Raw genomic sequence first — 23,543 nt, forward strand, 5'->3', positions numbered from 1 at the left:
TAATATTAATTGTTAGAAATTGTATTTAAGAGTAACCACAAAATTTCTTCCCGGTTCCGGCATATAATACCTCAATCTGTTGAGATATTCCTTGTACTCTTTGTTAAAAATATTATTGATTCTGAAATTCAGATTCATGTTTTTGAATAGATCTGCACCTATTGATGCGTGAAATATTGAAAACGAGGCAGGCGGAGTACTGTAATCTATTATTTTGGTTACCAGTTCTCCATCCTCAATAAGCTGTACAGGCTGATCTCTGATCGGGAAACGATTCTGCTTGAACACATTTTCATTTTCCAGTCTGATGTAGAAGTGAGATGGTTTATTCAGATTGAATTCCAATGAATTTCTAAGGTTCATAGGCATCATTAGGATAAGAGGTTCATTTTTTGTTAAATCATCTCCTCTTAATGCGCTGAAACTTGTTGTCCATTTTAGGTTATCTGAAATTGTAAGCTGTGCATCCGCATCTATCCCATACATTCTGGCTTTCACCTGCTGATAAGCCCAGACAGCAAAGGTTCCTCTGCTTGTATTCTGGATCTCTGTCGGCATTTGATTGATGAAGCTATCAGAAAATATAACATACGGATTAGCTTCCACCTGTAGACCCTTCAAAACATCGAAACGCCCCGTCAGAGAAAGGTTCGCATTATAAATTTCTTCCTTTTTGATTCTTAAATCTCCTTTTTCAATAATAGCTGCAGAATGGTGAAGTCCGTCAGCAAATAGTTCTGCCGGATTCGGGGTTCTGCTCATTCTTGAAAAATTAAATTTAACATCAAAGTCTTTGGAAGGTTTATAGTTCAAACCAATATTTGCTGAAAAATTATGATAATCAAAAATAGGACGAGAAAGCACTCTGCTTCCACTTTGCTTTATATAAAACTGAGGAAAAACATTTGCATATTTTTCATTCCACTCCTTGGCATCATAATATTTGTAAGAATCATATCTGCTAAAATCATATCTCACTCCAGCTTCTGCATTCAGTTTTGGAGAGAAAGTATATTTAAAGATAGAAAAGGCTCCTGCATCATAGCGGTAATAATCCGGAATCAGACGTCTAACCTCCGTTGTCGGATTAGGGTAATTATCCTGAAAACCAGCTGAAATTCCGCTTTCCAGACTCCATTTTGAACGTTCAATAAGGTGGGTAAGGCTTGCTGAATGCGTAATCAGCCTCAAATCCATAGAAGGAGTGTCTTTCAGATCTCCTTTTCTGATATCATATTCCTTACGTCTGTTCAACTGAAAGCTGTATTGGAAAGTAATTTTCCCAAAATCAGCAAAGCGTTTATAGGCAGAAATCTTGGCAATATGATGCTCTACATTCTGCTTCGGATATCCTATATCATAGCTGAAATCATCCAGAAAATAAGGTTGTCCGAAGTTCATAGCCCTGTAGATATCATAACTGTTTCCAAGGTGTGCTCCTTTATAAATCCCAAAGTCCTGATTGATTCCGCTATAGGAAACATCAAACCCCTGCATAAAACCATGCTTTCCAAAAGAAAAATTGAATGAATTCACCTCGGCTCCGGTATTCTGAAGAGTATGATGTGGAATATAAATATCGCCAAGCTTTTTGTAGCTTCCGCCTGCTTTTACAAACCATTCATTCTCCCAGGATTTAAGCACATTCGCTGAAAGCTCACCTCCTCTTCCGTTGGAAATCCCGGAAAGCTTTACATTCCCCATCAAAGTATCTTTCTTTGGTGGTATTGCAGGCTCCAGAAGTACAACTCCCGCTACTCCATCATTCCCATATTTCAATGCGGATGCCCCTTTGATAACATCTATGTGTTCAAAGTCATTGACATCTACGTTGGGAGCATGCTCTGCACCCCATTCCTGCTCCGCCAGCTTCACTCCATTATTCATAATAGAAATACGGCTTCCATAAAGACCATGAATGACAGGTTTTGTAATATTATTCCCTGTCTTCAACACTGCAACTCCCGAAATTTTGGAAAGGATATTCCCAAGATTCTCTGTAGAATTCCTTTCAAGCTCGGCTTTATCCAATGTTTTCATTACTACGGAACCTTTGTTTTTATGACTTCCGTGTAAAGTAATGGTTTCTATATCACCTGTATGGTGTTCTAAAGTAATGGTAATATGAAGATCCTGATCAACTCCTATATTTTCAGTATAATCATTGCAATCAGGATGTTTGGCAATGAGTGTATACTTCCCTGCAGGAATCTTGTCAAAGGAGAATTTCCCTTTTTTATCTGTTTTCACTGTAAGGTTTCCGATTTTCACCACTGCATTTTCCAGCATGGTTTTATCATGAAAATCCTGAACGGTTCCTTGTACGGTGTAAGTTTGTTGTGCACTCGTGAATACTGATCCACAAAAGATCAGTAGCAGGCAATATATCAATTTCATTGTAAATAGATTGATTGCGCACCCTTTTTAATGAGGGTACATTTTTTCGTTAAAATTTATTGGATGGGTTTATTTCATTGTACAATGTAGATTGTAAAATGTATTAACGGCTGAAGCTAGCAATAGGGTATTTTTTTACAATTATAATTTCAAATTATAAACTACCAGCTATCTTTCAACGACTTAAAACATTAAAATTTAAGCCTAGAACATCATACTTTGAACTCTAAAGTTCAGAGCGATAAACCCAATAAGAATTGATTGATTATGCAACTGCGGGCGGTCCCCGAAGCTGAAAAGTGAATTTGGTCTGAGACCAAATTTTTTCCTGAATGGCAATAATTTGCTTTACTTCGTGCGTATAATGCTCAAAGGTAAAGCTGAATTCTTCAGGAGCCAATGTATGTCCGGTAACCAAAAAGTGGCAGGCCAGACAGTCGCCAGCTTTCTCTTTAGCAATAGCTTTCGTCATTGAATTCTCAACCTTTTTAAGATTAAAAGCCTTAAAATAGTCTACAGAATCATGGTGGTGAAAGCTTTGAGAAAGCAGCGCGAGGAAGTACACTCCAAACAATAGTCTGGAGATAAAACTCTTTAAGTTTCTGCTTTCTTTAAAAATCATTTTTCAAAATTAGGAAAATAATTTAATTTTCAGACTAAACTTCTATTAAATTACTTTTATGATTTACAGATAATACGTCGAAACAACTTATCCATTGTTACAAAAAAATGCTCCATAAAAATTATGAAGCATTTATATTTTAGTTTAATCAAGCTGAGTTCCCAGGTATTCCCACTCCTGCAAAGCTGCATCCAACTCATCTTTAGCAGTATTATACTTTTCTAAAGTTTCATCAGAAGGATTTTCCTTGGTAAAGGAAGCTTCCATTTCTTCGATTTTCGTTTCAAGTTCAGAAATTTTTTCTTCTACTTTCTTGATTTTATTTTGAATGTTCTTCTGTTCCTTACTTACAATAGCAGATGCCTGGCTGTTACTAACAACTGGTTTCTCTTCAACCTTTTTAGTTTCTACCTTTACTTCTTCCTGATGAAGTTTAGCTTTTTCTGCAGAAATCTCTCTGATTGTTTCCTTTTGTCTGTATTCAAGATACTCGTTAATGTCACCCAGGAATTCTTTCATCTTTCCATCACGGAATTCATAGATCTTATCACAAAGTCCCTGCAGGAATTCTCTGTCGTGAGAGATTACGATCAATGTCCCCTCAAAATTCTGTAAAGCCAACTTAATAATCTCCTTAGATTGGATATCCAAGTGGTTGGTAGGCTCATCCATAATCAACGTATTGAAAGGACGAAGCAATAGTTTACAAAGAGCTAAACGGTTTCTTTCTCCTCCGGAAAGTACTTTTGTCTTCTTGGAAACGGCATCTCCCTGGAATAGGAAAGATCCTAATAAATCTCTTACTCTAGGTCTTGTTTCTTCTGTAGCAGCATCTTCAGCTTCTTCTAAAACAGTTTTGTTAGGTGTTAAAACCTCTTCCTGATTTTGAGCAAAGTAACCGATGTTTACATTATGGCCAAGGTTCCAAGAACCTGAATAATCCTGAATATCACCTGCCAAAATCTTAGCAAGCGTCGTTTTCCCTTGTCCGTTTTGCCCTAAAAGAGCAATCCTGTCTCCTCTTTGAACGATGAAATCTACATCATCAAAAATTTGTTTTTTCCCGTAAGCTTTTCCTAAATGTTCTGCTTCGAAAATAATTTTTCCGGGAACCATAGATTGTACGAAACGGATATTGAATTTTGAAACGTCCTCGTTATCAACTTCAATACGTTCAATTTTGTCTAGTTTTTTAATCAATGATTGAGCGAAAGATGCCTTTGTAGCACTTGCACGGAATTTATTGATGTTATCTTCCATCTGTTTAATCTCCGCATCCTGATTCTTTTTAGCCTGAATCAGTTTTTCACGGCGATCTTCTCGCATGACAAGATATTTTGTATAGTTGGCCTTGTAATCGTCAACTTTTTTATTGTTGATATCAAACGTTCTGTTACAAACCGCTGTCATGAACTGCTTATCGTGACTTACGAGAACAATTGCTCCGGGATAGTCTTTCAAGAAGTTCTCTAGCCAGATGATGGATTCCATATCCAAGTGGTTGGTAGGCTCATCGAGAAGCATAATATCATTCTTTTGAAGAAGTAATTTTGCCAATTCGATTCTCATTCTCCATCCTCCTGAAAATTCATCGGTAATTTTTTGGAAATCATCAGCCTTAAATCCAAGACCAAACAATACTTTTTCCATATCGCCTTCAAGATTGTAGGCATCGTGGTTCATCAAAAGATCATTCAGTTCGGTCATTTTATTAATCAAATCCGTATAAGAATCACTTTCATAGTCGGTTCTTACAGTCATTTGATGATTGACTTCCTCCAGCTCATTTTTCCAAGCATTAATTTGCTCAAAAGCCTGCATTGTTTCAGCCCAAACGGTTCTTCCTTTTACAAAATCAAGATCTTGCTTCAGAAAACCAATTGTAACACTTCCTTCGGTTACAACTTCTCCTTCGAAGAAATTGATTTCTTTGGACAGCATTTTCAATAAAGTGGATTTTCCCGCACCATTTTTTCCTACGAGACCTACCTTATCATCCTTTTTAATGGTGAAATTTACATTTTGAAATAAATAATTTCCTGAATGGTGTAATCCTAAACCTTGAACCGAAAGCATTTTTTAAATTAATGGTTAATAATGAATAATGAATTTTCGAGCGCAAAAATACGGAAAAAGAAATGAATAGCCCAGAAATAAAAAATCGAGGGCTTTAATACGTCTTTATAGTCTTCCTAAAAACAAAAGGGACATCTTAACCTGATGTCCCCAATAACCTAAATTTAAAACTGAGAAGTACTAATGCTAGTGGTTAATTTCGTTTAATATTCTTATGGCCGGCGCCTTTACAATGGAACGGGTCCATATATCATTATTGGGAACACTGGTTCCGTATAGAAAATCTGCTACAAAGTTGTCTTCGGGGAGATGAAGTTCAACAGAAAGCCGTGTCTGGCTGTCCGGATCTACTGTGGTATTGCTTGAAACGTTCAATCCGTTGTTGAGCAACTCAACGTTAATTTCATATTCTGATCTTCCCAACTGACTATTGCTATACAGTCCAAAGTTTGCTGAAATGTGAGTATAATCAGCCAATCCATGATAGTTGTATATGGGTTTCTTATCTATTGAAAGATCTTTCATGTAGGTTTTCAATTCTGTATAAAAACTTTCAAGTAAGGGATGTCTGTTATAATCTACTTCAAAATACATGTCCAGATTAAACACAGATGATATTCTATTGGTCTCTTCAAGCATAAGCTTTCCATATACTTTTGAAAGCTCATTGTATACTTTATCTCTGCAAACATAAGCCTGTGACAAAATAGTTCCCTCCTCAATTCCATAATCTGAAAGTAAAGCATTCCATATTTTGTTACCTCCTGCATCTGTTTTTGTATTTCTGATGTCTTCAACATACACCTTCAGATGATCAATATTTAAAAAATCCGTAGAAATATATACCGATTGAGGCCCTTCCAAATACCCTCCACCAATGTCTGCATGTGCTCCGGGAACAAAAATTTCTTTCCAAACTGATGAATATCCCTCTATCTTCTGATCTTGCATAGCTCTTGAGTCCCCAAAAAAACCTGTCAATGGGAAGAAAAACCTACATTCATTAACAGCGCAGATGTGAAGTGCATTTTCTACCCGATGAGAAAGACTCAGATCGTAGGTATTGAACGGCTTAGATTCCACAGCATCAAAAATTCCCATGAATTTTATCTTAATATTCCCATTGAAATAATGGGATAGGAATTGATTGCAAAAAGTTCTTGCCAGCATCCCTCCTCTACCGAATCCGTATAAGTAAAAGTGGTATTCGCAGCCAACTTCTTTGATTATCTTCTCTACAAAATCATGGGCTTTCTGAAGCTTATCATCAGAAGAATATCCGTTTCCATAAGGTGGGTTAGCACATGTTGCCATTGCAAAATTGCTATCTTCTTTTCCTGTTACGGTTCCTATTCCCTCAATATATATTTTCTCATATCCGTTAAATGATCTGTATAATTTATAGATATTGGTAAATGCGCCATGATAGCTTTCATTATTGTTCAGCGGTTTATCTGATGAAAGAGCATTTACTCCGTTGTTTCCTGTACCGTCAAAAAAAATTCCGACGGAAATCACTCTACTGCCATTCATTATTTTAATAATTTTTAATACAGATCCTGTCTGTACATTTATGTTTTTTTGCTTAAAATCCCCAAAAGAGACATTTCAAAATAACGGAAGAAAGATTGGTTAAGCTAGAGTGAAAAGTACCAAATAAAAAATTCCGTATTTCTACGGAATGGGGTTATATTTTTTCAAGTGAGTATATGTTATTCACAATGGCGTAGATTACGATTCCCACTGTGTTTTTGGCACCAATCTTTTCAAGGATCCGTTGCCTGTGGCTTTCCACAGTTCTTGGGCTTATAAAGAGTTTTTCGCCTATTTCATTATTGGTAAATTCCTGACAAATTAGTTTTACAACATCTTTTTCTCTTTCAGACAGTTCATCTTCTGTTTCAAAAAGTGAATTTTTCTTGGCTGTACTATTCATGTAGGTAAACAGCATCTGATGATCTTCAGCAGTAAAGAAAACTCCGTTTTTATCCACCATTGTTATGGCATCTATAAACGTTTTCTTATTTGAGTTTTTGGGAAGGAAAGCTGAAACTCCCAGCTTCACCATATACCCCAGAATGGAGGTTTTGTAGTGTGAAGAAAGGATAATGATTTTAAGATCCGGATATTTATCCTTGAGAATTTCCACCAGCTCAAATCCGTTCATGGGTTTCATCTGGACATCTACAAGTGCAATATCAGGAAATTCTGATGGTGAAAGTTTTTCCAGATCTTCTATAAAATCGGGACCATTATCGGCAGTAAGACAAACGGATATGTTTTTTTCATTAGATAGCAGCATTTTCACCCCTTCAAGGATCAGCTGTTCATCATCAATCAGTGCTATTTTGATTTGGGAACTCATGATATTTTGGAATTTTTACAATTAAACGACTTCCTTTATTTAAAAAAGTTTTTTTCCATTTGTGAACGGCATTCATAGACTGGATTCTGGATTCAATATTCTTGATTCCCATTCCTTTTTTTACCTCTTCATATTCAAATCCCTGCCCATTATCTGAAATCACGACAGTCATATTTTGTGGATAATCTTTTATGTAAATCCACAGGTCTGTAGCATCAGAATGCTTGATAACATTGGTGGTGAATTCCTGAATAATCCTATACAACTGTACTTCTACAAAAAGATCCTTCTTTTTATATCCCGGCATCACCTGCAGGGAAATATTAATTTTATGCGAAAGATTGGCAATCAGTTCTTCTGCATATAAAACCAGCCCAACGGATTCAAGATTAACAGGATATAGTGAGTGGGAAATACTTCTGGCAGCATCAATCAGGGAAGACATCTGACCGTAAATATTTTTTTTAATCACCTCATCACCATGGGTATCAAGATTATTCAGCCATAAGGAAAGAATATTAAGCCTGTTTCCAATATCATCGTGAATCATGACTGCAATTCTTTTTCTTTCTTCTTCCTGAGCTTTGATATTCTCCAGTATTAGTTTTTTCTGATGAAGAACTTCAGCTTCATGCTGGGTATTTTTTTCTTTAATAATCCTGCTGATAAAGGCTCTGTAAGCCAACATAATAAAGGATACTATAATTGCTATGGTAACAATTATAAGGATCAACAGGTTTATATTTAAGGTTACTTCTTTAATTTGATGAAAGTATATAAAAGTGAGCAGTACAAAATACTGGAAAGGATATTATTGGCACTAAAAAGCATATAATAATCACTTTCTGAAAGATTAGCAATCTGATGCTGAACAATGAAAATAAATACAGATACTGAATAGTAGAAAAATATACTGGCATCCACAAAAAGGAAACGGTTTTGGGCAGATCCTATTTTAATTTCACTGATCAGGGTAAATCCGGAAAGACAAATAATAATGATATTTGAAACCACCTTTGCAATATCTGCGTTGACAGGATAATCAAAACCATATTTTGAGATCATAAACCCGGCAGCCAATGCTCCTACTAGAGTGAGAAGATATTTTGGCCAATCCAGTTTTCTTATGAATAAACTCGTCAATAAAAAAAACTCTCCGGCAATATAAAACGGATAAAGAAATGAAGTATCATTGAGGCTAAAGATATAAGGCAATACAAGATTCAGCAACTCAATAAAAAAAAGAAAAGCAATGCAATGAAAATACTGCCTTTCTTTATGGTTTAATATGCGGTATTTAGCTGCTCCCAACAGTATTACAGCCAGAAGCAATCCGTAGTTGAGGAATAAAATCGTCTTATAAAGATCTGCCATTCCTTTCTATATTATTTTAAAATTCGCAACCTACATCCGGTATACGGCAAATAGGCGGACATGGTTTTGCCCAATCGTATGTATTGGTAGTCATTTGTACACGTTCTGAATTTTGAAGGCTTTCATGGAAAGATATAAAGATAAGAGTGGTTAACATTTTCCCATAAATATCATTGTACTTAAGACCAAAAGAACATGTGATTTTTGACAAACCTTCATCGGAAAGACACAAATCTGCTGTAGGGACATAGAATTTCCGAAAGATTCCCTCTCCCTCAGACTCTTTACATTCTTTGTAAATCCAGTCCATTCCGGAGTCTCTCCAGTTTTCAATGGCTTCTACCGCTTTATCTTGCTCAAGAATAGGCTTATTTGATACAGGGAACGCCATATCTGAGTTTTTCTCTATTTTTTCAAAACCTTTGGAAAGAATTGTATTTTTAACAATCGTATATTCCTGAACCTCCTGAAGTTTCAAATCATGGGTCAGTTCAGTAAGAAAACTGCATGGATATTCTTTTTCCTCAATTCTTTTCCCATCATCATTCATGGGGTAAAGAATCAAAATCAGTTTCCTTTCATAAATACCTATTGATGCACAAAATTCAGGATAGTTCTTGTAATTTCTCATCCAATTAAGATGACCTTCAGAGATATTAAAAACATAATTTGCAGGAATTAAATCCTTTATTCCAAGAAAATTAGAACAGCACTTGTTCCACTCATCCGTAGCAGTTCTGCAGCTGTCTACAGAAAGCATGAAATCTACAATGTTTAATGTTGTCATAAGCATGGTTTTTAGTTCTATAAAATTATACAAACTAAACATGCTATGCAAGTAGGAATTTAACTAATAATTTTTCACCGTAATATGATAACAGCTTTGTTGCTTTTCTTTAATGTAATAAATTCTACCGGCATCCGCATAATGCTTTAAAACTTTCTCCAGTGCCACTTCCATCTTAGGATTATACTTGAGAATATTATTGAACCTTATATAAGAAATATCGAAAGAGTTGCCATAATTATGAGAACTTATCCCTAGTGAGGCATTGGAATTCACTTTTCTTAGTCTGCATTGGTCCTCCAGAGTTCTAGTAATGGATGAAACAGTAAATGTTCCACCCTTTGTTGCCTTGCTGAATTTAGCCCCCATATTCTCCAGCGTAGTTTTCGCCTTGGAAACCATATATCCTTTACTATAATCAAGCTTTTGAACGTTATATCCTTTCCCCGATTTCTTTATTTTATGAAATTTCCCTTTGTTAATGTACTTCTGCAAGGTTTTAGAATCTTTGAGTAATTGAATACCAAAGCTCTTCGAAGCATCAAGATGGGGTTTGTAAAGCGCAGTAGGTTCTACCTTCAAAACAGTCGTAAGATCATAGCAGGGCAGAGCTTTTTTTGCCGCCTGCGAATAATGTAAACTATAAATAAAAGGTACGAAGACCACACAAAGAAACTTTCTCATTAACCACCACTTTAAATTACTAACGAAAGATAAAACGTTTATGTTATGTCTTTCAACTATGACTCTAATAGTATTTAAATAAATCCCAAACAAACTTTAAACCAAATTATTGAATTTATAATTTTTGTTCCCATATTTTTGAAATATTTTTTCAGTTTTAACTTTTTATTTTAAGATATAAATTCTACATTTGAGATACATTTATAAAATAAACAACATGATAAAAAAACTTTTTGCTGAATTTTTCGGCACATTTTGGCTTGTTTTCGGAGGTTGCGGAAGTGCTGTTTTCGCAGCCGGCGTTCCCGATATTGGTATTGGACTTTTAGGAGTTGCACTTGCCTTTGGTCTTACGGTTCTTACGATGGCTTATGCTGTTGGCCATATTTCCGGAGGGCATTTTAATCCGGCTGTTTCCTTTGGACTTTTAGCAGGTGGAAGATTTTCTGCAAAAGATCTTATTCCTTACATTGTAGCACAATGTTTAGGAGCTATTGTTGCAGCAGGTTGCCTATACACTATCCTAAACGGAGCCGGAGTAGTAGATTTCTCTAAACCCGGTGCGTTTGCCACAAACTTCTATGGAGAAGCTGTTTATAACGGAAAAGCATTCAGCATGGGAGCAGCGTTCCTGGCAGAATTCTTATTAACAGCGTTTTTCCTTATCGTAATTATGGGAGCAACGGATAAATGGGCTAATGGTAAGTTTGCAGGGATCGCAATTGGTCTTGCGCTTACTTTAATTCACCTTATCTCCATTCCAATTACCAATACTTCTGTAAACCCTGCAAGATCTCTTTCTCAGGCTGTTTTCACAGGAGGACTTGCCATGTCGCAACTTTGGTTGTTCTGGGTAGCTCCAATCTTGGGAGGAATTGTAGGTGGATTAATCTACAAGTTCTTGCTACAGAGAGATTCTACGGAAGTAGTAGCAGATTAGAATATGCTTAAAAATTAAAATAAATTTATTTAAAAATAAAAACCTGTCAGCTGGCAGGTTTTTTTCATTTTATCTTTTTAATATCAAAAGGATTTTTAAAAATAAGTTCTTCATGCTTACCTTTAATTTCCATTTTACGCTGAAGTAAATTCAAAGCCATTTTTCTAATGAAAAGGTCTTTGTCATTTAGCTTCCAGTAAGAATCTTCATGAAGTTTTTTAGGCTCGCGGATAAGATAAAACTCCGTTTCCCAAGTGTCTGCATTATGGTAAAATTCAATTATTCCACAATGTTCAGGAATAAGATTGGCATCTACCATTCCCATTGGCAATAGAAAACTGAATGCATTACAAGCATAGTCTCCACAGGAAATCTTGTCGTGTTTCAGAAATTTCTCCCCTGTATCTTTATTTAAATATGACTTTTTGAAATCATTCTTAAAGTCACTTTTTGAAAACTTGATCTCTATTTCATGGCTCATTCCCCCGGCATCTACAATGAGTATATCTGCTTCCCAATCTGCCTGAAAATAATTTGTCAAAACCAGTTCTTTCTCAAAGTCACAGTGAGAATGGATGTAAGCGTGAACAAGTTCTTCTATTTTGATCATGATGGGTTTAAAGATAAGAGATTCAAGATGCTTTGTATCAGTCTATAAACTGAGATATCTTACAGATTTTTCTATAAATAATATATCCCAATTAGCTTACCAGCAAGCTGCAGCCACGGATATCGGAATGATCTATTCTGCCCAATACCTGAAACTTATCTCCTGTTATTTTTCCTAAATCCTGAGTGGCAATAAAGGAGCAGGAATGGGTATTGGCAAGATCAATGATATTAATGGCTCCTGTTCTTCCTTCTTGTTCGTAGGAAAAAGGGTCTTCTGCATTTCTAACCATAATTCTCATCCAGTTAGGACAACTGTATTCATTATTTCCTAAGGAATAAGCCTGAGACAATAATTCCGTCATAGAATATTCCGAATATATTTTATCTGTATTAAATCCACTCTGCAAAATATTCAGAAGTTCATCCTTTGTCATTTCTTCTTTTCTTCCTTTCATTCCGCCTGTTTCAATAACCGTTAGATTAAGAGATTCAGAAATTGACAGATCAAGAGATTCTAATGTATCCAAAAAGTCTAGCAGTGCAAAGGAAACACCGAAAAGAATTACTTTTTTATCCTTTAATTGGCTTAAGAGATCAAAAAGATCAGAATGATTATAAAGAAAATAGCCGTTTTCAGGCTTGTCTGATTTTTTCATCAGATAATCCACCATATAGATGAGTGATGAGTTCTGTTTCTCCAGATAACTTGGAAGCAGACCAAGGAAGATAAACTCCTCGGGCTTTCCGATGAACTGTTCAAAACTTTTGTAAATGCTTTCCTCATATAATTCGGGATTGGCAATGAAATGTTTTGATAAATTCATTTGCGTAGTCCCGGAACTTTGAAAAAATAGATCAGCAGTTACATTTTTATCCAGAATCTGATGATTTTTAAACATTTCAATGGGTAAAAAAGGGATCTTATCAAGGCTTTTAACCTCATCCGGATTGATGTTTAAATAGTCAACAAATTTCCTGTATATTTCAATATTTTCATACTGATAACGAAATGTTTTCAATGATGCATTTAGGAAATCCTGTGCTGTTTGTATGCTGAATATGCTTTTCAGTTCCATAATTTTTAACTCTTCTACAGCCTTGAAAAAAGCTATTATTAGAAAACAATATTTTATTTAATAATTTTTTAATGCTAAAATGATACTTTGGTAAACTTCTTGTAAGTATTTACTCGGAATATGGATTAAAAACAGAATGGGTCTCCCACTCATTCGCAAATTACCTCTTTTAGGGGTAATTTTTTTTTGATTTATTTCTCGTAAACCTTTAATTCAAAGTCCTTTTCAAAAACTCCGTAGGTAAAATAGGAAATCCAGTCTCCAAGGTTGATGTATTTTGAATTCTGTTCCAAATCCAGTACCATTGGAAGATGTCTGTGCCCATACACAAAATAGTCAATCTTCTGAGTTTTCAGCTTTTCTTTGGAATAGATAATCAGGAATTCTTTGTCTTCGCCTAAGAAAGCTTTATCTTCTTCTCCGGAGATCATTTTATTCTTTTGAGAAAGGTACAATGCAATTTTCATTGCAATATCCGGATGAAGCCATTTAAAGAACCATTGTGCTACGGGATTGGTGAATAGTTTCTTCATTCTTTTATAGCCTTTATCACCAGGCCCAAGTCCATCTCCATGAGCCAGCAAAAACTGCTTTCCTCCCATTTCAAAGTACTGTTTTTGATAGAAAACCGTACATCCAATTTCCTCTTCAAGGTAATCTTTCATCCACAGGTCATGGTTGCCTACAAAGAAATAAATATGAATTCCTCTGTCTTTCAGTTCTGCAATTTTCCCTAAAACACGTACATATCCCTTAGGAACTACATGTTTCCATTCATGCCAGAAATCAAAAAGGTCACCCATTAAAAATAAAACCTGTGCATCTTCCTTGATCTCGTCCATCCAACGTATAAATTTCTCCTCACGCACTTTGCTTTCCTTAAGGGTAGGAGCACCAAAATGCTGATCTGAAGCAAAATATACTTTTTTTCCAGGTTCTAGATTAATTATTGTTTTTAGCACCGTCTGCGTTTTATTGGGTAATAATTATTGATTGTCTTCTGCAAACCATTCTCCATAAGAATTTTCTGTCTCATGAAGTTTCAGATATGCCAATGAGATTCCCTCCGGAAGTCTTGATTTTACTTTCGCTGCAATAGCATACAACATATTTTCGCAGGTTGGCTGGAAGCTGCAATAGATTACTTTATGTCCTTTTTGCTCAAGATCATCTCCCAATTCCTTGTGTGGAGTTAAAGCATTCAAAAGAACTGCATGATCCCAAACATCTACGATTTCAGATTTTACGATACTTTTGATATCTCCGAAATCAACTACCATCCCGTTTTTAGGGTTTTCAATATCATTAATCGGTTTTCCTTTTACTGTTACAAACAGCTTATAAGAATGTCCATGCATATTTTTACACTTCCCATCGTAGTTATACAGTACGTGGGCTGTTTCGAATGTAAAAATTTTTGTTATACGTATCATATTGCAAAGATATGATAAAACCGCTAAACACAGAAAAGACTGTTTCTATTACGGCGATATTCAAATCTGCTTTTTAATCAATTTTCAGGGTTAAATTATTATCCTGTGTTCCATCTACATTCACAGCATTGTAAGGAACTGTTAGCCATCCGCTTTTATTCATAACAAACTTAAAGGTATAGGTTTTTCCTTTTTCAAAGTTTGATTTTGGGATTGCCAATTCAAAAGTATTGTTGTTTTTGGAAATTAATTGATAGGATGTATTATCCGCTTTCCAATCATTAAATGAACCTGCTACTGAAATACTTTTAACAAATTCAGTACTTAGATTTTTTGGATATTGGTAAGAAAATATGACGTTGTCTTTTTCTATTTTGTATCCGTAAATATCTTTCTTCAAATTAGGATGAACATTAGGTTCTGCAATGGTAATCTCTTCTGCCAATGTGTATGGATCCATAAGCTGTTTATCCATAATTCCTGCAATATGATTAATCATTTGATACATCACCGGAAATCCTTTGTTTCCATTATACATTACCACAATAGCCATATCGTTATCCGGAAAAATACTGTATGCACTTACATTTCCACCGGAAAAACCATACGATCTTATATTATTTGAATCTGTAATTTCCCAGCCATGCGCGAATTCAAATCCGTTATTTTTATAATGAAATGGCTGCCACATCATTTTTATTGTTTCCGGCTTCAGAAAATCATTTTTACTAAAATGCATGCTCCATTGCAAAAAAGCAGGAAGTGTAATGGCGAGTCCATTTGAAGAATGAGCTCTCACGCCTTCAATGGCAGTTAGTTTTTCATATTGTTTCTTCGTTTTATTATAATTGTACTTTCCTACTCTGTTAGGTATTCTTTCAACAGAATTGGAAGAAAACACGATCTGATTTCTGGAATCCGGAAATTGATTTTCAATGATATAGTTTTCATAGGTTTTCCCGGTTATCTTTTGAATGATCATGGTAATCAACAGATAATTGGTCTGATTGTATCTATAATGATCTCCGGTTTCAAATTCCATTTTTTCCTTACTTAATCGATCAATAACTTCAGCATTGGTTGCATTTACCGAAATATCTTTAAACTCAACCCAGTTTGGAAGCCCAGAGGAGTGTGAAAGAAGATTTTTCACCTGAACATTCTGCCATTCCTTTGGTAAATTATCTACATATTTTGAAACTTTATCTTCCAATGATAGCTTTCCGTCTTCAATAAGCTTAAAAAGGCCAACATTTGACATTAGTTTCGTATTGGAATAAATCCTGAACATTGAATTGGAATCTACCTTTTTATTATTCTCCAGGGTTTCTGTTCCGTAATATTTTTGGAAAACTATTTTATTATTCTTCACAATGCCAACAGCCATCCCAGGGATTTCATTGATTTGGATAACGCTTTTCACATAGTTATCGACTGTTTTTGAGGGCTCTGTTTTTTGAGCATAACAAAAAATAGAAAGATTAGATAAGACTATTGTTAAGATAATTTGTTTCATTTTTGTAACATTGATTTCTTTATGGAAGACAATTCTGGAGATTAAAATATTACTTCTAGGGTTGTAATTTTTCTATTTCAAATCCCAATTCCATCAAACAGTTCAAACCATTCTGTTTTTCTATAGTATTTTTTCCTGTCCAACCATTTTTTAGCCCCTGTAAAATGAGCTGTCTTATATATTTTGGCTCGTTTATATTTATTATTTCTATTGAGTTTGTTATTTTATTGACCAGACTTATTCCTGATTTTAAGGGCTGTCCCATTATATAATCATCAAGAGTGAGAAAATCAACAATGAGTGGAGATTGTTTGTTTCCGCTTAAAAAGATTTTCACTGTCAGAGTATTGGTTTCTGTCCCATGATGATATTTATCTGTAACAGAATACAGATATTCTACATGATCAACAACTATTTTTCTTAGTTTATTTTTCACCTGCATTCTCCGTTTCTAATCGTTCACAGATTAAGTTTATCTGTAGTAGTCTTTCCCCCCAATTCCGATGCTCCAGAAGTTTTTTGCTTTCACAAGATCTTCTTCAAGCCAGTTTTTATTTTCCTCATACTCGTTATTGGCTTTCATGTCGGCAATATCCTGTTCTACATCTTGTTCCGTTATTTGTCGCCACACTCCAACTGAATTATTTAAAAAAGCATAACAATATTCCGCTTCATTATCATCTATGTCCCCATTATTTTTTTCTGAAAGAATTTCAATAAGCTGATTGGCTCCAACCTGAAACGGATTAACTCCATAGATTGACAGTTCTGTATTTTCAGGAAAAGGTCCGTAAATAAATTCTATAAATTCTGCGTTTTCATTTTCATCAAGGTCAATTCTAAGTTCATAGTCATCATAGAATAGTTGCTCCTCGTTAGAACTGTCTGATGGCTGTCCCAATAATTTCTCAATGTTGGCCTTGGATTCTCCCAATGGAAGTTTTCCGATGTTTTCAATTTGAATACCATCTAGTGGTATAATTTCAATTTTTTTCATTTTGCGGATAATGGTTATTTAGATTTTGGAATTTTATAATATTAGGTCCAGTTTTTCCAGCCAATTTCTTTCTAATCGTTTTATTTTTTTTGTTTCTGTATCGAATAAAACCCAAAGTGTACTTGAATCTACCACAAGTTCGCCATTGCAATAAAATTCTACTTTTCGGGGCTGTTTGGCGCCTTCAGGAGTTTGGGGATAAGTTTTCACTGTAATCACATCATTCAGATACACTTGCTTTTTGTATTGGATATGATGATCCAGAAGCATCCAGGCATCATTTACATATTCTGTTTTCTGTTTTAAAAGATCCCAGTGCTCAGCCGCCACTTCCTCTACCCAATGTACATACTGCACATTATTTACATGGCTGTTTTGATCTATATGTTCTTCTGTTACCCGTATCTGTTTTTCATACATTAAACTCATCTCGCTAAAATATTTACTCAAATTTATGATTTAAAAATAAAACATACTTTATAAAAAAACGGAATCAGATATTAATCAGATTCCGTTTTTTATATTCTAATAGTAAGATTATTTTTTAGACTTTGGAGCTGCCTTAGTTGTTGCAGAAGCTCCTAGTTTAGTTTTTACTTGAGCAGTGATATCTTCACTTCCGTCAGTATAAACAAGATTATTACCATCCTGTGATGAAATATCAAATATATAATTCAGGTTTCTTTCTTTCGCTACAGCAGAAATAGCATCCTTTACTTTTTGTTGTATTGGAGCAAACAATTCATTTTGCTTAGCAGAAAGCTCTTTAGCAGCCAATGCTCTGGATTCTTCTATTTTTTTAGCCAATCCCTGTAGTTCTGTGTGAGCGGCCATCAACTCTTTCGTCACCGCTTCCTTATTGGCTTCAGTCATTGTACCTTCTTTATCCTGTGCAGCCTTAAGTTTAGTCTGATACTCAGTGATCATTTTTTCGATTTCGGTCTGCTTTGCTTTTGTAAGCCCCTCAATAGTTGCTCCTACAGTTTTTACCTCAGACAAATTAGCAAAAATATCATCAGTGTTCACGTTTCCAATCTTCTGCTGAGCATTTACAGTATTAGCCGTTAGTGTTAACCCTGCTGCAATAAAAAATAATTTAATTAGCTTCATTTTATATATATTTCAAAAAATTCTTTTTTTTCGAGTCCAAATATAACATAATTTTCTATTTGTTTTCGGTCTTTTTTTCAGTCAAAATAAAGGGGTAATTAACACAAAAAAGCACGCTTAAATTCATCAAAATTAATTATTAAAATCCCTCCTCAAAACTGAGAAGGGATTGAAAAAAATATAATGCGAAATACTAATTTTTAATGAAACTGCGCGGTTTCTGTGGAATCTTTCATGGCTACCGTAGCAGAAGAACCATTGGTAACAACATTCTGAACCTCATCAAAGTATCCTGTTCCTACAAAAGACTGATGCTTCACTGCTCGAAATCCTTTTTGCTGAAGAGCAAACTCACGTTCCTGCAATTCTGAATATCCTGCCATTCCTCTTTCTTTATAAGCCAAGGCCAGTTCAAACATTGCCGTATTCAAGGCATGGAATCCTGCCAATGTGATAAACTGGAATTTGTAACCCATTTTTGCCAACTCTTCACGGAAAGTAGACATTTCTTCCACACTTAGCCTTGCTGCCCAGTTGAAAGATGGGGAACAGTTATAAGCAAGCATTTTTCCAGGAAATTTCGCATGAATTCCTTCTGCAAATTTTCTTGCCTGTTCCAAATCCGGATTAGAAGTTTCCATCCAGATCAGATCTGCATAGGGTGCATAGGATAATCCCCTGTCTATACCCTGCTCTACTCCGTTTTTTACTACATAAAAACCTTCAGAGGTTCTTTCTCCTGTTACAAATTTCTTGTCTCTATCATCAATATCTGAAGTCAATAAATCTGCTGCGTCAGCATCCGTTCTCGCGACAATAAGACTTGGAACTCCTAATACATCTGCTGCCAGACGTGCTGCTATTAATTTATTGATCGCTTCCTGGGTAGGAACCAGTACTTTTCCACCTAAGTGTCCACATTTTTTTGCAGAAGACAACTGATCTTCAAAATGAACACCCGCGGCTCCAGCCTCAATCATCTGCTTCATAAGCTCAAAAGCGTTCAGGTTACCTCCAAAGCCTGCTTCAGCATCTGCAACAATTGGTACAAGGTATTCTTTATCTCCGGCACCACTTACCGACTGAACCTGATCCGCCCTTAATAAGGCATTATTAATTTTTTTCACTACGGAAGGCACTGAGTTTGCCGGATATAATGACTGATCCGGATACATTTCTCCTGATAGATTAGCATCTGCAGCTACCTGCCATCCTGACAGATAAATAGCTTCCAGTCCTGCATCTACTTCCTGCACGGCTTGGTTACCAGTTAATGCACCAAGTCCTGCCACATAGTCCTGAGTATTTAATTTATCCCAGAGCTTTTTAGACATTTCTGTAGCAATGGTATAGTCAATTTTATAGGAACCTCTAAGTTTTAAAACCTCTTCAGCTGTATAAGGTCTTTTTACCCCATTCCAGCGTGGGTTCGTTAGCCAATCTTGCTCTAGAGCCTGGATTTGTTCTTGTTTTGTTTTCATAATATTTGGATTTTGTTAAATTAAGGTTTGGATTAAGATTTTGAGTTTTTCACTCTCAAACTAAATAAAGGGATATGCTTTTAAGGTTAAAAATTCTTCAAAGTTTTCTGAAAAGATCAATTCATTGAAAAGCTCCTTGGCAAGGTTAAATTTTCCGTTTTTGAAACGTGTTTCTCCCACATATTTTTCAATATTATCCATTTCTTCGGTTTCCCATTGCAGAATCATACTTCGGGTTAATGTCCTGTCATCACTCAGTAAAGCTTCATTTTTCAGCCATTGCCAAATCTGTGTTCTTGAAATCTCTGCGGTAGCTGCATCTTCCATCAAGTTATAAATAGCTGCAGCTCCTGTTCCCATCAGCCAGCTTTCAATGTAAAGAATTCCGACATTGATGTTTTTTCGGATGCCCTTTTCTGTGATTTCACCTTTAGGAATTTCCAGCAGATCACTTTCTTTTATATGGTATTCAAATTTTTTATCAATCTGGTTTTTTGACGGCATATGCTGATTAAAAATCTCCATTGCTACAGAAACCAACGCAGGATGTGCTACCCAGGTTCCGTCATGTCCGTTTTTCACTTCCCTTTCTTTATCACTTCTTACTTTTTCAAAAGCGATGTTATTGGCTTCATCATTATCTTTTACAGGTATTTGTGCCGCCATTCCTCCCATTGCATGAACGTTTCTTTTATGACAACCTTCGATTACTCTTTTTGAATAAGCACTCATAAAAGGTGAAGTCATCGTCACCTGATCCCTGTCCGGAACAATAAACTCAGGAAGGTTTCTAAATTTTTTGATGTACGAGAAAATGTAATCCCATCTTCCGCAGTTTAATCCTGCACTGTGTTCTTTTAATTCGTATAAGATTTCATCAATCTGAAATGAAGCGGTAATGGTTTCTATTAAAACTGTTGCCTTAATGGTTCCTTGTGAAATTCCCAGATAATTTTGTGCAAAAACGAAGACATCATTCCACCATCGTGCTTCCTTGTAATGTTCTAGTTTTGGAAGATAAAAGTAAGGACCGCTTCCTCTCTCCAAAAGATTTTTTACATTTCTGAAAAAGTAGATTCCAAAATCAACCAATGATCCTGATGTTTCTTCTTCATTGATCTTAATATGCTTTTCCGGAAGATGTAAACCTCTTGGACGAACCAATAGCACGGCTGTTTTTTCATTGAGCTGATAAGCCTTTCCTTTTTCGTTTACAAAATCAATCGTTCTGTTCACAGTATCGGAAAGATTAATTTGTCCATCCATGCAGTTTTCCCATGTCGGCGAACTGCTGTCTTCAAAATCTGCCATAAATGTTAGCGCTCCGGAATTCAAGGCATTGATAATCATTTTACGATCAACCGGTCCGGTAATCTCCACTCTTCTGTCTAATAAATCTTCCGGCAACGGGGCACAAACCCAATTTCCATTTCTTATTTCTTCTGTTTCCTTTAAAAACCTTGGAAGCACTCCTTGATCAAATTCCTGTTGAGTTTTTTTTCTTTCTTTTAAAAGTTCTAATCTTTTATGATTGAAGTTCTGATGAAGAGCAATCAGAAAATCGATTAAATCTGGAGTGAAAATTTCTTCAAACTGTTTCTGAGCCGTTATTTTGAGTTGAGTCTTGGTTTCCATAACTAATTGATTTTGTGATTTGATGTTACAAACATAAATAAAAATTTTCACAAACAGCGAACGTTCGCTAAATTTATTTAAAAATTATTATGCGAATAATCGCATCTAAATATTTATATTTGAGTAATGAATTCAGAAAGTGACTTTATCAAGACAGTTTTCGGGCTAAAACTGAAACAGCAGAGACAAAAGAAAAATTGGTCTCTACAGGACCTTGCTGTAAAAACCGGATTATCAAAATCTTACCTTAACGAAATTGAAAATGGGAAGAAATATCCTAAACATGACAAGATCATTCAGCTTTCTGATGCCCTAAACTGTACTTTTGATGATCTTGTTTCTACAAAACTGGATAAAAGTCTTGCTCCTTTTAATGAAATTCTTCAATCAGATTTTTTTAAAGAGGTTCCTCTGGAATTGTTTGGGATCAATAAAAATAATCTTATCAGTATCATTAGTGATGCTCCTAAAAAGGTAACCGCATTCATTAATGCATTGATAGAAATATCTCAAAATTATAATCTTGGAAAAGAGAGGTTTTACTTTGCTGTTTTAAGGTCATTTCAGGAGTTGTATGATAATTATTTTCCGGAAATTGAGGGCAAGGTAAATCAGTTTACTGAGGAGAATCATTTACAAATTGATAAAAATCTGAAGTCTGACATTCTGGAAAATATTCTTTCGGAAAAATTCAGTTATACCATCCAATCTGAAGATTTTGAAAAATATGGTACCCTAGACAACCTACGCTCTCTTTTTATTCCTGAAAAGAAATTACTTCTTCTGAATAAAAAGCTTGAGAAAGATCAAAAAACATTTATCCTGGCTAAAGAAATAGGATTCAATGTTTTAGAATTGAAAGTTCGTCCTACTACTTATTCATGGCTTGACTTTGGAAGTTTTGAAGAGATTTTAAACAATTTTTATGCTTCCTACTTTGCCGGAGCATTATTAATATCAAAGGAGCCTGCCATTGAAAAGGCTTCTGAATTTTTTCAGCAAAACACTTGGGAACCGAAGAGCTTTGAGGAACTTATCAACAGCTTCACCCATTCACCTGAGACGTTTTATTATCGCCTGACTAATATCCTTTCTGCGGAGATGGGAATTAAGGATTTGTTCTACCTGTGTCTGGTTAAAAAGAAAGATTCTGATAAGATCCAGATTTTAAAGGAGCTTCATCTTAACCATCAGCAGGCACCTCATGCCAATGCTACTAATGAGCATTATTGCCAGAGATGGATTGCTGTGAAAAACCTTCATCATCTAACGGAAAATGAAACGCTTACGGATGCTCAGATTTCTCATTATAAGGATCAGGGAATAAGTTATCTGGTTATTTCCACGTCTCAGAAAAATCCGTTTTCTGATGGCAGTAACAGGAGCTACTGCTTAGGAATTCTTTTAAATACCCAAACGATTAAAAAGATTGGCTTTATCAAGTCTTCATCGTTAAAGACCATCAATGTCGGAGTTACCTGCGAATCCTGCAGTATCGCTGATTGTGAGATAAGACAAGCACCACCTGTACGGCTGGAAAAGGAACATTTTAACCTTAGCATGAAGAATTCCATCGAAAGGATTAGGAAAGAATTTTAGGGCTTTATTGTTGAAAGTAGAGTACTGAAAGAACTTTAAGGTTTATGGTAGTGATCATTAGACTAAAACTTTTTTATACCTTAGTAAAAACACATTTATGATACTGGATTTACTTTTCCCTAACCGATGCATTCATTGCAACAGAATCATCGAGCCTGATTTTTTGGTCTGCAACCTTTGCTTCAACCAGATTCATTTTACCCATTATGATTATTTTGAGAGCAATCCTATTAAAGAAAAATGCAATCTCCTTTTCCCTGTTGAAAACACCTATGCCTTAATCCGGTTTGAGGAAGAAAGCCTAAGCAGGAAAATCATTCATGAACTAAAATACAGAAGCAGGGAAATAACCGGAAAAATATTAGCAGAATGGACCACTGAGCGTCTTGATTTCAAAAATCAGCGGCCTGATCTTATGGTAAGTGTACCACTTCATCCCAGAAAGCTAAGGGAAAGGGGTTACAACCAGCTCCATCTATTTACAGAAACTCTTTCAAAGTTTTATAGCATTCCGTGTGATCATCAATTAATTAAAAGAAATCATTATTCTAAGGCTCAGGCTTTAAAGGACAAGCAACATCGTTTAGAAACAGTTAATCCATTTTCTATTACCCAACCCATCACAGGAAAGCACATTCTTTTGATTGATGATGTTTTCACCACCGGAAATACCATTTCTTCTATTGCATGGGAAATTATAAATGTGGGAGATAATAAGGTGAGTATATTGGTGATAGCGGTGGATGTTTGATATTTTAAAGCTTTGAGACATATCTACACTCAACATTACTCATAAATTCATTTTCACCTCCCGATTCTTTTCCTTAATTTTCAGGAAA

General features: G+C 35.3%; 23 protein-coding genes. 3 read left to right on the forward strand and 20 right to left on the reverse strand.

The window, feature by feature from the left end; translation table 11 throughout:
- Positions 1-12: 12 nt before the first annotated feature.
- The 9 genes from EG359_RS09900 to EG359_RS09940 all read right to left on the reverse strand — a co-directional run bounded on the left by EG359_RS09900 (position 13) and on the right by EG359_RS09940 (position 10,305).
- Positions 13-2,397: a TonB-dependent receptor gene (locus EG359_RS09900; RefSeq protein WP_076352693.1), complete on the reverse strand. Its 2,385-nt coding sequence runs from the start codon at positions 2,395-2,397 to the stop codon at positions 13-15.
- Positions 2,398-2,662: 265 nt separating this feature from the next.
- The gene (locus EG359_RS09905) at positions 2,663-3,019 is read right to left on the reverse strand and encodes a hypothetical protein (protein ID WP_076352694.1); all 357 of its coding nucleotides are present in this window, start codon (positions 3,017-3,019) and stop codon (positions 2,663-2,665) included.
- Positions 3,020-3,163: 144 nt separating this feature from the next.
- A complete protein-coding gene (locus EG359_RS09910; protein WP_076352695.1) occupies positions 3,164-5,095 on the reverse strand; it encodes an ABC-F family ATP-binding cassette domain-containing protein in 1,932 nt (643 codons plus the stop codon).
- Positions 5,096-5,281: 186 nt separating this feature from the next.
- Positions 5,282-6,628, reverse strand: coding sequence for a phospholipase effector Tle1 domain-containing protein (locus EG359_RS09915; protein WP_076352696.1), 1,347 nt, complete (start codon positions 6,626-6,628; stop codon positions 5,282-5,284).
- Between the two features lie 154 nt (positions 6,629-6,782).
- Positions 6,783-7,460: a response regulator transcription factor gene (locus EG359_RS09920; RefSeq protein ID WP_076352697.1), complete on the reverse strand. Its 678-nt coding sequence runs from the start codon at positions 7,458-7,460 to the stop codon at positions 6,783-6,785.
- Positions 7,429-8,193: a sensor histidine kinase gene (locus EG359_RS09925; protein WP_228434952.1), complete on the reverse strand. Its 765-nt coding sequence runs from the start codon at positions 8,191-8,193 to the stop codon at positions 7,429-7,431. The genes EG359_RS09920 and EG359_RS09925 overlap by 32 nt, the downstream gene beginning before the upstream one ends.
- A 17-nt stretch (positions 8,194-8,210) precedes the next feature.
- Positions 8,211-8,834 carry a hypothetical protein gene (locus EG359_RS09930; protein WP_076352699.1) on the reverse strand — a complete coding sequence of 208 codons (624 nt, stop codon included), beginning with the start codon at positions 8,832-8,834 and terminating at the stop codon, positions 8,211-8,213.
- Positions 8,835-8,850: 16 nt separating this feature from the next.
- Positions 8,851-9,621, reverse strand: coding sequence for a hypothetical protein (locus tag EG359_RS09935; RefSeq protein ID WP_228434954.1), 771 nt, complete (start codon positions 9,619-9,621; stop codon positions 8,851-8,853).
- A gap of 63 nt (positions 9,622-9,684) precedes the next feature.
- On the reverse strand, positions 9,685-10,305 hold the full coding sequence (locus EG359_RS09940; RefSeq protein WP_076352701.1) for a DUF5715 family protein: 621 nt from the start codon (positions 10,303-10,305) through the stop codon (positions 9,685-9,687).
- A gap of 220 nt (positions 10,306-10,525) precedes the next feature.
- Between EG359_RS09940 and aqpZ the strand changes: the two genes are divergently transcribed.
- On the forward strand, positions 10,526-11,245 hold the full coding sequence (aqpZ, locus tag EG359_RS09945; RefSeq protein WP_076352769.1) for an aquaporin Z: 720 nt from the start codon (positions 10,526-10,528) through the stop codon (positions 11,243-11,245).
- A 64-nt stretch (positions 11,246-11,309) separates the two neighbouring features.
- On the opposite strand, the gene EG359_RS09950 is transcribed toward aqpZ, so the two are convergent.
- From EG359_RS09950 to aceB, 11 genes are all read right to left on the reverse strand, one after another.
- Positions 11,310-11,855: a hypothetical protein gene (locus tag EG359_RS09950; protein ID WP_076352702.1), complete on the reverse strand. Its 546-nt coding sequence runs from the start codon at positions 11,853-11,855 to the stop codon at positions 11,310-11,312.
- A 91-nt stretch (positions 11,856-11,946) separates the two neighbouring features.
- A complete protein-coding gene (locus tag EG359_RS09955) occupies positions 11,947-12,933 on the reverse strand; it encodes a LuxE/PaaK family acyltransferase (protein WP_084180335.1) in 987 nt (328 codons plus the stop codon).
- Positions 12,934-13,124: 191 nt separating this feature from the next.
- Positions 13,125-13,895: a UDP-2,3-diacylglucosamine diphosphatase gene (locus tag EG359_RS09960; protein WP_084180336.1), complete on the reverse strand. Its 771-nt coding sequence runs from the start codon at positions 13,893-13,895 to the stop codon at positions 13,125-13,127.
- Between the two features lie 24 nt (positions 13,896-13,919).
- Positions 13,920-14,366 (reverse strand): 6-pyruvoyl trahydropterin synthase family protein, encoded by a 447-nt coding sequence (locus tag EG359_RS09965; protein ID WP_076352703.1) that lies wholly within the window; start codon positions 14,364-14,366, stop codon positions 13,920-13,922.
- 73 nt (positions 14,367-14,439) lie between these two features.
- Entirely contained in the window at positions 14,440-15,882 is a 1,443-nt protein-coding gene (locus EG359_RS09970) for a serine hydrolase (protein WP_076352704.1), read from the reverse strand.
- Positions 15,883-15,937: 55 nt separating this feature from the next.
- Positions 15,938-16,318, reverse strand: coding sequence for a hypothetical protein (locus tag EG359_RS09975; RefSeq protein WP_076352772.1), 381 nt, complete (start codon positions 16,316-16,318; stop codon positions 15,938-15,940).
- 36 nt (positions 16,319-16,354) lie between these two features.
- On the reverse strand, positions 16,355-16,879 hold the full coding sequence (locus EG359_RS09980) for a hypothetical protein (protein WP_076352705.1): 525 nt from the start codon (positions 16,877-16,879) through the stop codon (positions 16,355-16,357).
- A gap of 33 nt (positions 16,880-16,912) precedes the next feature.
- Positions 16,913-17,308, reverse strand: a complete 396-nt coding sequence (locus tag EG359_RS09985) for an acyl-CoA thioesterase (RefSeq protein WP_076352706.1) — start codon at positions 17,306-17,308, stop codon at positions 16,913-16,915.
- A 108-nt stretch (positions 17,309-17,416) separates the two neighbouring features.
- Entirely contained in the window at positions 17,417-17,989 is a 573-nt protein-coding gene (locus tag EG359_RS09990) for an OmpH family outer membrane protein (protein ID WP_076352707.1), read from the reverse strand.
- Positions 17,990-18,189: 200 nt separating this feature from the next.
- Positions 18,190-19,470 (reverse strand): isocitrate lyase, encoded by a 1,281-nt coding sequence (gene aceA / locus EG359_RS09995; RefSeq protein ID WP_076352708.1) that lies wholly within the window; start codon positions 19,468-19,470, stop codon positions 18,190-18,192.
- Between the two features lie 60 nt (positions 19,471-19,530).
- A complete protein-coding gene (gene aceB / locus EG359_RS10000; protein ID WP_076352709.1) occupies positions 19,531-21,105 on the reverse strand; it encodes a malate synthase A in 1,575 nt (524 codons plus the stop codon).
- Positions 21,106-21,231: 126 nt separating this feature from the next.
- Here aceB and EG359_RS10005 point away from each other — a divergent pair, with 126 nt between their 5' ends.
- Positions 21,232-22,704, forward strand: coding sequence for a helix-turn-helix domain-containing protein (locus tag EG359_RS10005; protein ID WP_076352710.1), 1,473 nt, complete (start codon positions 21,232-21,234; stop codon positions 22,702-22,704).
- Positions 22,705-22,801: 97 nt separating this feature from the next.
- A complete protein-coding gene (locus EG359_RS10010) occupies positions 22,802-23,455 on the forward strand; it encodes a ComF family protein (protein WP_076352711.1) in 654 nt (217 codons plus the stop codon).
- Positions 23,456-23,543: the final 88 nt, after the last annotated feature.

It is taken from the genome of Chryseobacterium joostei, from assembly GCF_003815775.1.
Lineage (GTDB): Bacteria > Bacteroidota > Bacteroidia > Flavobacteriales > Weeksellaceae > Chryseobacterium > Chryseobacterium joostei.